Origin of the sequence: Natronomonas aquatica (assembly GCF_024449025.1) — an archaeon.
Classification (GTDB): Archaea; Halobacteriota; Halobacteria; order Halobacteriales; family Haloarculaceae; genus Natronomonas; species Natronomonas aquatica.
On the sequence record NZ_JAHLKM010000049.1, the window covers coordinates 1 to 12,282 of the forward strand.

Annotated in this window: 9 protein-coding genes; 7 read left to right on the forward strand and 2 right to left on the reverse strand. The window is 53.7% G+C overall.

The features are described 5' to 3' along the window. Nucleotides 1-118 precede the first annotated feature (118 nt). From KM295_RS16100 to KM295_RS16120, 5 genes are all read left to right on the forward strand, one after another. Nucleotides 119-448, forward strand: coding sequence for a 4Fe-4S dicluster domain-containing protein (locus KM295_RS16100; protein WP_256031248.1), 330 nt, complete (start codon nt 119-121; stop codon nt 446-448). Further along, nucleotides 449-859 carry a hypothetical protein gene (locus KM295_RS16105; RefSeq protein ID WP_256031250.1) on the forward strand — a complete coding sequence of 137 codons (411 nt, stop codon included), beginning with the start codon at nt 449-451 and terminating at the stop codon, nt 857-859. It abuts the gene before it with no gap. Nucleotides 860-1,341: 482 nt separating this feature from the next. After that, entirely contained in the window at nt 1,342-1,761 is a 420-nt protein-coding gene (locus KM295_RS16110) for a site-specific integrase (RefSeq protein ID WP_256031252.1), read from the forward strand. A 688-nt stretch (nt 1,762-2,449) separates the two neighbouring features. Then, nucleotides 2,450-4,213 (forward strand): sensor histidine kinase, encoded by a 1,764-nt coding sequence (locus KM295_RS16115; protein WP_256031254.1) that lies wholly within the window; start codon nt 2,450-2,452, stop codon nt 4,211-4,213. A gap of 155 nt (nt 4,214-4,368) precedes the next feature. Continuing rightward, entirely contained in the window at nt 4,369-5,817 is a 1,449-nt protein-coding gene (locus tag KM295_RS16120) for a sensor histidine kinase (protein ID WP_256031255.1), read from the forward strand. A 506-nt stretch (nt 5,818-6,323) separates the two neighbouring features. Here KM295_RS16120 and KM295_RS16125 read toward each other — a convergent pair. Continuing rightward, nucleotides 6,324-7,175 carry a sensor histidine kinase gene (locus tag KM295_RS16125; RefSeq protein ID WP_256031256.1) on the reverse strand — a complete coding sequence of 284 codons (852 nt, stop codon included), beginning with the start codon at nt 7,173-7,175 and terminating at the stop codon, nt 6,324-6,326. Nucleotides 7,176-7,563: 388 nt separating this feature from the next. Between KM295_RS16125 and KM295_RS16130 the strand changes: the two genes are divergently transcribed. Together KM295_RS16130 and KM295_RS16135 are read left to right on the forward strand one after the other, a co-directional pair. Continuing rightward, nucleotides 7,564-8,973, forward strand: a complete 1,410-nt coding sequence (locus KM295_RS16130) for a methyl-accepting chemotaxis protein (protein ID WP_256031257.1) — start codon at nt 7,564-7,566, stop codon at nt 8,971-8,973. Beyond that, nucleotides 8,973-9,698, forward strand: a complete 726-nt coding sequence (locus KM295_RS16135) for a bacteriorhodopsin (protein ID WP_256031259.1) — start codon at nt 8,973-8,975, stop codon at nt 9,696-9,698. Before KM295_RS16130 ends, KM295_RS16135 begins: the two co-directional genes overlap by 1 nt. A gap of 38 nt (nt 9,699-9,736) precedes the next feature. Here KM295_RS16135 and KM295_RS16140 read toward each other — a convergent pair whose 3' ends face one another. Continuing rightward, the gene (locus KM295_RS16140; RefSeq protein ID WP_256031269.1) at nt 9,737-12,010 is read right to left on the reverse strand and encodes a PAS domain S-box protein; all 2,274 of its coding nucleotides are present in this window, start codon (nt 12,008-12,010) and stop codon (nt 9,737-9,739) included. Between the last annotated feature and the right edge of the window lie 272 nt (nt 12,011-12,282).

Sequence of the window (12,282 nt, forward strand, 5' to 3'; positions counted from 1 at the left end):
ACCGAAGAGTTGCCGATCGAGTACGCGGTCGAACTCAACCGGCTGATCGAACTCGAAATGGAGGGCTCGCTCGGATAGTGATCCGTCCGAGCTGATCTATCTCCACACAAAACACACTATGGCTATCGATCCGAAATTTGAGGACACCCGCGAGGTCGTCGAGCAACACGAAGGGCATACAGTCTGGGGACCGGTGGACGAACCGGGGCAACTGGGGATCCACGGCACACACGTTGCTGTCGACTTTGACATCTGTATCGGCGACGGCGCCTGTCTCGAAGACTGCCCTGTCGACGTATTCGAATGGGTAGACACACCGGGCCATCCGGAGAGCGAAATAAAACCTGACCCGGCTAATGAGTCACAGTGCATCGACTGCATGCTGTGTGTGGACGTATGTCCTGTGGATGCTATTGACGTCGATCCAGGACGAGAGGGTCGACTCTGAATGCCGATGGAAGAATCGTTGATTACGCTCACTCTCCAGTGTTACCGGTGCGGAACAGAGTACAACTATCTCGGCTCGTCACCACATTCGGGTCGATGCGCAGCCTGTGGATCGTCGTGCGTTCCGCCAGCTGGCACTCTCACCGTTGTGAACAGACTCTACTGGGAGAGCCCTAACGGGCTCTCGAAAGTCTGGGTACATGCTGTTGACGAACACGACCGACCATTCGAGTTCGAAGTGGTTGCACACGGTAGCCGGGGCAAGTTGGTCAACACGAAAATCGACGGCGTAGAGATCGATCCACAAATTAACGAGACAATAGAAACGCTTCCACCATCGGTTACAGCTGAAATAGCAGATTTGGGTATCAACGAGGTCGAAACTGCGAAGATCGAGAACTCAAAATCGTAACCGCACTTCGGGAGGTATTTTATAAAACTCGCCGTAGGCTGTCTGACTCCAACCGCTCGGAAAACGAATGGGCGTTGCAGGCTCCCGCTTGCAGGGCGGACGATCGTTCTTTCGGGTCCGAAACGCTCGAAATCGCCATTCTGAACACAGTGGTTCGGAGTACGTGTTCACACCCCCAGAATCATCGGCCCCGAACCAATCGAGACGGAAACACACTCGAGTTGTATCCCGCAAACAGAAAGAACGACGTCACCGAAGCGACGATTCGATCACATCGATCTCGGCTGAGTCACTTCGCCCGCCGGGGCGATCAAGGAGGGATCCCGATCTGAAGAACTGACAGAGCGAGAACTGCATCGGTGCCGGCCGTGGCGACGCGACGACGGCGATCTTGTGCCAGCAACCGAAAGGACGCAGACAGATACGCTAGGCGTGTGATTCGCTGGGTAGAATCAACCGATGGCGCGCCAGGAGATCTCTACGTGAAGATCCATTCCCCCACGCTGACCGGCGACGATACCGTCGGTGACCTGATGTTGGATGAAGGGGTAGCCGAGGAACTCCCCGAGTGCTTGCGGCGCTACGAGTACACCTCCCGTCCGCATGTGGTGATCGCGCTAATGTGGCACACGATGATGCGGGTTGGTCCGATCCGTTCGCTTGATGTGTCCGAATTCGATTCCGAAGAGGGGTCGCCAGAAGTCGTCTATTGGCCTGAAGGGGGAACAACGACCAAGAACGGTACAGGCGGCGAGGGGCTTATTCCTTTGTCGGACCTCGTTTGTCAGTTACTGGAAGACTGGATCGAGCAAACGTTTCTAAACGAGTGCCTGAGATGCAATAGGATTAGCATTCCGAGGGAAGGGATGGAACAACGCCGAGAACACCTGGACGATCTCTAATATTGTCTCCGTTAGTTACACAGTATGAATCAACAGACGATATCTTATCCTTCCGCGTCAAGTCTCATGGAAGTGTGAGAGTTCCCCGATTGTGTAATCGGTGCTCATATTGAGCCAGCTATCGGCTGTATGTGATTGCTGTCGAACGCGTCTCTGTTACAGGAAGAATTTGCAGCGTAGTAGAAGCATAGTCGCCGGAAATGGCCGCTGATCGCGCTACTATACTTTATCCGAAATTTCGATCCATTCGAGACTGTGATAGGAATCGAAACATCGCTTACAGACGGCTAGTTCGATATCGGTGTGTGTGCCATCCCGGTTGTGCAACCGCATCCGGTAGACTACTCCATCCCGTTGGTTGCATGTGGCGCATAAGTTAGAGCCGTTGACCGGTTGCGAAAGCTCTGTTCTCATATGCTCAAAGAATACGTATTAATTAATAGCACAATAGCTTGGTATACCAAATGGTATAAAAACCACTCCGGATCTATCCTACTAATCGGACGACAACTCGGCTCGTTAATAATCGATCCGGGTTGGACTGTTTGTTACAGGGTTACTGATTATGTAGGAGACAGAGACGTATCGACAAATAGACTCCTTTAACAACCCCACATCAGTTACCATTAAACGAAACAATATATTGGCGGTTACCGAACATGGAGCAAACTAGAGTCGATAATATGTGATGCTACGAGCGATCTACGTAGCGAGTTTTGTCACGGCTGGAATTATTTGTTTTGGAGCACTGTGGCGGAGTCGTGGCATTAGCCATCGTGAAACCCGGTATGGGCTTTATTCTCTCCTGATAACGAGTGGTCTGTGGGCGTTCGCCCAGGCCGTCCGACTGAGCACCAGTACGGTCGTTGTTGCGACCATCAGCTATACTGGTGGGCTTATCGCCGGATTTGCGACCGTATTCTCGTGGCTGTATTTTTGCTCTGCGTACGCCGGCCACGAGTACCATCAGCAAGGATCGATACGGCTGGCGGCCCTCGTCATGTTCGTCGTAGTGACTGTGCTGAAACTCACTAATCCGCTTCACGGCCAGTACTTCGTTGCGTCTGTCGTGAGCGATCCATTTACTCACGTCGCTATCGAACTGGGCACGCTTCATTGGATTGTACTGTTTGTCGCCTACGCTGGGTCGGCGATCGGATTTTACATTCTGTTTGAGACATTCCGCCTAAGTGAGATTCCGACCACCCAGTTGGTTGGTATCGTTAGCCTGGCGGCTTGGCCGGTCCTGCTCGACGTGGCTGGGCTGGTAACTGGTCCACAATTATTGACACTCAACTACGAGCCGATCGGGGTTGCTGCTTTTGGTCTGGGAACCCTGTATGTAGCAACAACAACGTTTGAGCAGGTTCGTTGGACTGGGCACCAACAAGTGCTGGATCAGCTTGACGAGGCGATCATCATCGTCGGCGAGGACGGTGTGATTTGGGAAACGAACGCGGCAGCAGCCCGGCTGTTTCCGGCAGTAGAAGTCGGTCAGCGGATGGAAACAGTGTTGCCCGAGATCGCCGCCGAAATGTCCGCTATCGACGAACTGAGTCTGACAGACGGCCGAGGGCAGATGTTTTCACCGGCGGGTGCCGTGGCTGATAACGAGGCAGGCGACGGGTTACTGGCAGCTGAAACCGATCTGTTCGCTGACGCGGCGTCCGGGGTAGTGACGTTCGAGCAGGCAGGCGAACCCCGGTATTACATGCTGCGACAGACAGCGCTCACGGTAGGGCGCAAACTGGTCGGTCAAGCGCTCGTCTTTATGGACGTAACCCGGGTCGAACGCCAGCGTCGGGAGTTGAAACGACAGTCCGAGCAACTGGAAGGCTTCGGCGCTGCCGTTGCTCATGAACTCCGGAATGCGCTCGGGATCATCGATGGACAGTTCAAATTACTTGCAATGGACATTGAGCAATACGCCGAAGAAGACGCCGAGGCGAGGATCCAGACGATTCAGGAGGTGACCGAGCGGATGTATACTGTTATTGACGATCTGACGACGTTAGCACGGCTAGGCCAGCGAATCAACGAGCCCGATTGGATCGATTTTGAGAGGTTCGTCCAGCAGGGGGAGTCGATCGCTGGAGCTGAAGAGATCGACGTGCAAATTGAGGGTGAAGGCCGAATCAAAGCGGGGCCCACTCGGCTGAAGGAGTTGGTTCGATACGCGGTTCGGCTCGGCGGTGAGACTGACGCCTCGGTACTATCGATCAGTCTAACTGAGAGAGGATTTATCATAACGACCGATGGGGAGACGATACGCGCCGACGACGCTGATGAGTTGTTCGAGTATGGGTCGGCGGTGCCACACGCAGAGGCGGGCGTAATTGGAGCGAATATGCGGACGATTGTCCGAGCCCACGGGTGGGAGATCACGGTAAAGCCCGAACGAACTGACGGAATTTGTCTTGTTGTGACTGGGTGTGAGACGGATCTCGAGTGATAATCCCCGGTGATTCGAAACCACAGTCTTATCAAAAGATATATACAGCGTGCAGAAGTTCTTAGCAATTGATGTATCGTGCTGCTAAAGTGGCGGAAACGAGTACTACTTTCACCGGGTTTTTGAGGATCAACGACAAAACATTAATAGATCCAATGTCGATCGAAAGACCCGAGAAAATCATTTCTGAGCCGATAAAGATATTACATATCGATGACGATTCAGGCTTTCTCGATCTGACCAAAGCGTTCCTCGAAAAGGAATTCAACGAAATTGACATAACGACCGCGATTGGCTCTACTGAGGGGCTCGAGCGTATCGAGGACGGGGCGTTTCATTGCGTGATCAGCGACTATGAAATGCCCAGAATGGACGGGCTCGAACTGCTCGCCGAGGTCCGAAAAGAGCATCCAGAGCTGCCGTTTGTCCTCTATACAGGGAAGGGGAGCGAAGAAATCGCGGGCAAGGCGATCAACGCCGGTGTCACTGGTTACTTCCAGAAAGGCGGCCCGGAACAACACCGCCGGCTCGCCAACCGAGTCAAACACGCCGCAAAAGAGTATCAAACCCAAATCGAGTCCGAACGATACTCGACTGTCCTCCGTGCATTAGATTACCCCGTCTATGTCGTCAACGACGAGGCCGAATTCGAGTATGTCAGCGAAGCGTTCCTCACGCTCACCGGCTACGACCGCGAAGAAATAATCGGCAGCCAACCGGAGAAAATCAAAACAGACGAGGCGGCACAGCGGGCGAACGATATACTTGCAGAGATAGTCTCGTCCGACGGACCGGAATCGAAAAAGTTCAGAGTCGATATCCGACGGAAGGACGGCGAGACAGTTCCCTGCTACGACCACATGGCTGCGTTGCCGTTCGACGAGGATTTCCGGGGCTCTGTCGGCATTCTCAGGGATGCGACCCGAGAGACACGCCAGCGAAAGGAACTCATCCGACAGAACAAACGGCTCGAAGAGTTCACGTCGATCGTTTCACACGATCTCCGAACGCCGTTAGGTAACGCCCAGACGGCGGCTACGCTGGCTCGATCGACAGCTGACGAAAGCCACTTCGACACGCTGGAGTCGGAGCTCGATCGAATGGACCGAATGATCGACGAGTTACTCACGCTCGCAAAGGAGGGTGAGGCCGTCTCGGAAACCGAGCCGATAGATCTCGGTAGACTGGCCACCGAAGCGTGGGAGCCGTTCGGGTCCACACAGGATAGTCTCTATATTCCCGAGGGGACGGCACGTATTGACGCCGACAAGTCGCGTTTCCGGCGACTTCTTGAAAACCTGTTTCGAAACGCTGTCGAACACTGTCCGTCGCCGGTCACCGTCACCGTCGGGCGTACGGAGAGTGGATTCTACGTTGCGGACGACGGTCCCGGAATCGACGAGGCCAACCACGAGGACGTATTCGAGCCCGGATACACGACGGTAGAGGACGGAACGGGGTTCGGTCTGGCGATTGTCAGACGGATCGCCGATGCACACGGGTGGGAGGTGGCTGTGACCCGAAGTGACAGTGGTGGGACTCGGTTCGACGTACAGGTCAATTCAAACCCGGAGGTATCGGAGTCGCATCCGGTAGTGAGTTGAGCGCTGTGCGTTTTTCGACAGGCTACACAGCATTAAAAAAGAGCCTAGGGGCTTTGAATCGCGTGTCGGCAGGTTCGGCCTGCGAGCCCTTATTGAGTTTAGAATAATAGATAGATAGGCAATTGCGGACACTCGTGGCTGAGACACGGATAAAATCCTCCAGCGAAACCGGAGTGTACTGACCCTTCGGAATGCGACAAACCGTGGTCTACAGGAACTGAGAATAGGGACAGTAACGATGCTTTCGTGGGGGACGGTGGCATATCCGGAGCAGTGTTCCGGATCTTTACGAACGGTACCCACAACCAGAGCGTCCCACTACCGACTGTTCCAATACTTGCATCGATAAATAGGGGGTACTAGTCGCTTCAATTAGATCGACTCGACTCGTTCCCTGGGTGACTAACCAGTGTCCGGAATTTACTTCCGGAGTGCTCATAGTTCGAATCCCCCCGTCCGAGGCTCCGACCGGTGGCTGAGTATAAAATTGATGTCTTCGGTGGTGGTCAACTCGTAGAGTCGGTACCAGTAAACTCGAACCGAGCGCCTCCGTCAACGCCCTCGGTAACGTTTATATCCCACCCGTGCGCTTCGGCGACCTGCTTGACGATTTGCAATCCAAATCCTGTCCCGGCCTCACTGGTTGAGTATCCCGTATCGAAGATCTCCTTACGCTTGGCTTCCGGAATCCCGGGACCAGTATCTGAAACATAAAATCCGGTATCAAGCTCGCCGACACGAACACGAACTGCCGGTCCACCATGCTTGATAGCGTTCCGATATAGGTTTTCGAAAAGCCCCCGTAGTCTGCTCGGATCAGCGCGGATCGTGCCACTCACCGATACGTCAAGCTCTGCTGACTCGGTTTCAACGTACTCCCACGTCGACTCTGCAACCTCCCGAAGTCCAACCATCTCTGTTTCCTCGACGACCTTTCCCTGCTGTGCGAGGGTCAGCACGTCCTCCAGCAATTCTTCCGCTCGATCAATCGCATCCGTCGCTTTCTCGAGTGTCTCGATTTCCGCCGACTCAAGCTCCGAGTCGCTGGCAAGCAATTCGAGATGACCCTTGGCAACGTTTAGCGGCCCTCGAAGGTCGTGTGAGACGATACTTGTAAATTCGTCGAGCCGGTCACGCTGCCGACGGAGCTCCCAGTACTCCTCCTCACTTTTGCCGACATCAAGAACAGTCCCGAGTACCGCTGGATCCCCATCAATCTCGATTCCTCGAGCCAGTAGGATAATATCGATTTCATCGCCGCCAGCCGTTCGTCCAATATAGGGACGGCGGATTGATTCTGGATTTTTTTGCTGAACTTTCTGAAGATTCTCCGAAAGACGCGTTCGGTCCTCACGCACTACCAGCTCCGGGAGAGCATTCCCGGCGAGACTGTCCTCGTCGGCTGGGTAATCAAATCGGAATTTTTATCCTATTTTCCCGCATATAATTCGAATATTTTCTTTCTAATCGGTGTTCGAGTGGTTATTAAATAAACCGTCCTGGATGGAGAACGGATGGGAAACTACAGATATAATTACACAATCGAGTTCCTAAAAAGTAGAATTTCAGTAGTCGTAATCGTATTGGCCTCTAAAATAGTCGGGAGTATAGTAGAGACCGAGTATGGCTGCTCAAGCAAACGTGTTGCGTAGTTCATATGGCGTGAAACTGGTCCTCGGGTACACTATTACCGGAGGGTTTGTTACAGCCATCGGATTCGCAACACAGAGTGTCGAAGCAGCGGTTATGGCAACCTGGGCCGGACTACTGGCACTGGGCTCAATCAACGGAACGAACACTATCGCATCGATCGTTGAATTAGAACGCCGAGCAAAGACCATCGCCGATGGCGACCTCGACACTAAACTCCGGTCGGGCCGAGCCGATGAATTCGGAACGCTCTACAGTGCGATCGATACGATGCGAAATTCGCTGTCTGATCAACTCGAAGAGGTCGAAGAGACCCGGACGGAGGCGGAAAAAGAGCGGCAACGTTCGAAAGAGATGGCTGAAAGATACCAACAGACCGCTCAGCGATACGCCCAAGCCATGCAGCAGGCCGCAGACGGCGACTTGAACGTACGGATCGATGTCGATACTGAACACGAGGCGATGGAGACCATCGGGCGAGAGTTCAACAACACCATAGACGATCTCCAGGCTGCGTTGGGCACTGTCGCCAATTTCGCTCTCGAGATCCAACAGGACACTACCGAACTGGTCGAGCTGACCGACGAGGCCGAAACAACAGTTGATCAGACCGTCGAAATAACTGACGAAATAACCGCCGACACGAAACAACAGCGCCAGCAACTCGAAACGATCACGCAGGATGTTGAGGACATGTCCGCAACAGCAGAAGAAATCGCTGCAACGACGGATGACCTCTCAACGACAAGTAACGAGGCTACGACTGCCAGCCGGCAGGCACGGGAAGCGGCTACCGAAGCTATTAGCGAGATGGAAGCTATCGAGTCAGAAACACAGGCTGCTGTCGAACAGATAGAAGCCCTCACCGACAGTACCGAAGAGATCACCGAGATCGTAGAAGTAATCAACGAAATCGCCGATCAAACGAACATACTCGCATTGAACGCCTCGATCGAGGCTGCCCGCAGCGGCGAAGAGGGCGGAAAGAGCGGCGATGGGTTTGCGGTCGTTGCGAACGAAGTCAAAAGCTTGGCCGAAGAAACCCGAAAGCGGGCCGAAGAAATCTCCCAGATGGTCGAAGATGTCCGAGACGACACTGCCGATACAGCCGAGTCCGTCCGGACAACCCGAAAGCGGGTGACCCGTGGCACTGACACCGTCGAGTCTGCCATCGAAGAACTAGATCGGATTGCCGGGTCTGTCGAAGACATCGACGACGGGATTGCCGAAATCAACGGCGCGACCTCCGACCAGGCCGAAACGGTCCAATCAACTGCGACCGCTGTCGAAGAGGTATCAGGGATCAGTCAGCGGACTGAAACTACCGCCAACGACGTGTCGGATTCCATCGAGAGTCAGCGAGTACAGTTTGAGACGATTGCCACCACGCTCGATGAGTTCGAACAGAACGCGACGGAACTGGTGACCGAACTTTCGGTGTTCAATATTGACGTAGACGAGTCAAAACAGAAGATGACCAGAGTTACTGATGGAGGTGAAAACTGATGCCCGCGCCTGAAATCACCGTCGCGTACTCGCTAAGCTTTGTCGGCCTTCTATTCGGGATCGGCATCGCGACGGCATTACTCCGGGACGAAACTGTCGACAACGACGTAGGAGCGTTTGCGTGGTTGTTGATCATTCCCGGATTCGCGGCGATTTCGTATCTGATGATGGTGCTAGATATCGCAGTGATTACCGTCGACGGTAACGATGTGTATCTGTTCCGGTATCTGGATTGGCTAGTGACCACACCGATTTTGGTTGGATACGTTGCATACGTGGCGGGGGCTCCGCGACGGTGGATCTTCGGCGTTGGCGTCGCAGACGCTCTGATGATCGCAGTCGGTGCAATAGCAGCTCTGCAGACGGGGATCGGAACTTGGATCGGGTTCGGTGTATCCTCGGCGTTCCACCTCGTCTTGCTTGGCATTCTATACACCGTTCTTCCGCAGTACGCGAAACAAAACAGAGAGCGGTTTCGACTGTTCAAAATATTGCAGAACCACGTCGGTCTTCTGTGGATCGCGTACCCGGTGATCTGGCTAACCAGTCCCGCCGGTATCGGGGCCGTTTCAGTGGCAGGGACCGCCATGATCATCGCATACCTCGATCTGGTTGCGAAGACACCATACGTGTATTTTGTCTGGACAGAGCGCGAAGCGTTCAGCAAGCAACCAGCAACTCCCGAACCCGAGCCCGGCGCTACCGCCGAAGTCATGGCGGACTGAACTGTCAGGTTTCAGAACTTTGTATCGATAGTTTGTAGCTAATTGAGCTGTCCGAGCCTCGATCGCTCTTCTCTGTATTCAGTGATATCTCGAAGCGTCCCAACCGAGCCATCGAAATTCTCACCCTCGTATGGGATGATCCCCATGTGATCCTCACAAACAATCGGGTCACCCTCACGGGGCTGGATCATCACTTCGAATTTTACCGCTTCAGGGCCGTCATCTGATAATAACCGTCCCAACTGTCGCTCTGCTTGGTTGACGGCGTCTTCAGACTTGATTAACGCTGGCCCGCTACCGAGAATCTGCTCTCTGTCATAGCCGACCAGCTCAACGAACTCGTCGTTGATATACGTGAATTGACCGTCGTCGTCAAGCACGTATACCGCATCTGATAGAGCCCGAATAACCGATTCATATTCTTTTAGTTCCTGTTCTCGTTTCTTGCGTTCGGTAATATTTCGTGTCGAGCCAACGAGGTATTCGACGGTATCATTAATTACTACCGGCGCAATTTTCGTCCGCCAATACGTCTCTCTTTCACCAAATTCTATGACCTCTTCATACGAAAGCGGCTCTTGTCGCTCGATACACTGGCGATATTTCGCTTCGGTACGTTCTTTTGCGGCTTCGTTAAGAATTTCGCTCGGGGCCTTACCGAGAGCATGCTCAGCCGGAATCCCTGTCATCGTTTCCCAGGCTGGATTCACCCGTTCGACTGTGAAGTTATCGGTGAGGTCGATGAGAAACAGTGCATCCTGTGCATGCTCGAAGAGAGTCTCGATTTGTTCGAGTTTTAGCTGACGTTCCCTCCGGTCCGAAACATTTCGGCTGTTGATTACAAATCCCTCAACGGCGGGATTACTGAATTGATTGTTGCCGCGAGCTTCCATCCAGCGCCACGATCCATCGGCGTGGCGAGCCCGGTATTCGATCTGACCTGTCGTATCCGTGGGTCTGGCGAGCCAGTCTTCGAACTGTTTCTTTACTTTCTCTCGGTCTTCGGGATGGATGTACTCCCATGCTGAATCGCCTATCGTTTCGTCGGAATCGTATCCCAAAATACGCTCAACAGACGGACTCTGGTACTGGAATCGCCCTTCTGCGTCGACGATCGAAATTACATCGTCTGCCTCCTGAACGAGTGCCTGGAACCGTCGTTCACGTTGGCGACGCTCAGTCAGGTCTCGCCCGATCCCGACGATTCCGGTCGTCTTTCCGTCCGAGTCAGTCAGGTGCTGTCCTCGGAACTCGTGGGGAATTCGCCTGCCATCGCTGGTGAGTAAGTCCGCCTCGACAGTGGCGTTACCGGTATTCAGTGTGCCTTCAACTGCATGGACGATCTTGTCGACCTCATCGTCAGGAAAGAACTCGCTAATATCCGTTCCCTTGAGATCGGATTCGGAATACCCCGTAAGCTCTAGAACATAATCGTTCCAACGCTGGAGCTTTCGGTCCGTATCGACAACATAGAAAAGGTCATTCAGCGTATTGAGACTTTGCTGGACGAACCGTTGTTCCTCTTCGAGTTCCTGCTGGCGTTTGCGGCGTTCGGTGATATCCTGAAAGGACACAACGAGTTGTACGATTTCGCCATCCGTCGGAATCGGGGCGGCCTGACATTCTCGCGTCACGTTACCAGTAGGCAAATCGAGCGTAACGGTATATTCAATCGGACTGCCTTGCTCAACGCACTTGCGGTACGCTCCGGTTACCTTCTTTCCGTTCTCTGGGCCGAGCGCTTTGCGTGGTGTGTTTCCGATAATCTCTGCTCGATCTCGCCCGATTAGTTCGACCGCCCGCGGGTTGCACTGCTGATATCGGAACCCGTCTTCCTCTATTTCGACCAGAAGGAGAGCGTCGTGTGCGTTCTCAAACACCGCGGAGTACTCGGCTTGCGTTTCCCGAAGCTGTCGCTCCGACCGGTACTGTTTGACTGAATTCAGGATCCGGTTGGCTAGCAATCTGTACTGTTCGTTCCCAGATCCCTTCTGCAGATAGTCAGTCGCTCCCGCAGAGATTGCGTCGCTGGCCACCTCTTCGCTCCCCCTGCCTGTAAACAGGATGAACGGAAGATCGGGATACTCAGACCGGACAGTCCGCAGGAATTCGATCCCATCCATCGTGGGCATATCGTAGTCTGAGACGATACAGTCGGGTGGTCGGTCATCGATTATCTCAACCCCGTCAGTAGCGCTGGTCGCTGTTTCGACGGTGAACTGATCTTCTTCACGTTCGAGAAACGTTTCGGTCAAATCCGCAAATCCTGGCTCATCATCGACATGTAAAACGTGGATCGTCTTTTGTGACATCGGGTCTATCAAACATCAGCCAAGCAAGTGTTGAGTCTTTTCCTAGCAGTAGTTTTCTCGACTAGTGGCCACCGTCAGCGGCTGTCCGGGGTTGAGCACCCCCGCGTGAGGCCGTGTCAACCCCTGTCTTCGTTTCGAATTTTGACACTTGTTCGTCGAGATCTTCGGCCAGCGCAGAGAGTTCCTGGACGCTCTGTGATACGGTCGTGCGTTAGTTTTTACCGGGAATTACGGGCAGAGATAGTTCCAGATATTCGGTTCAGCAACGGTGG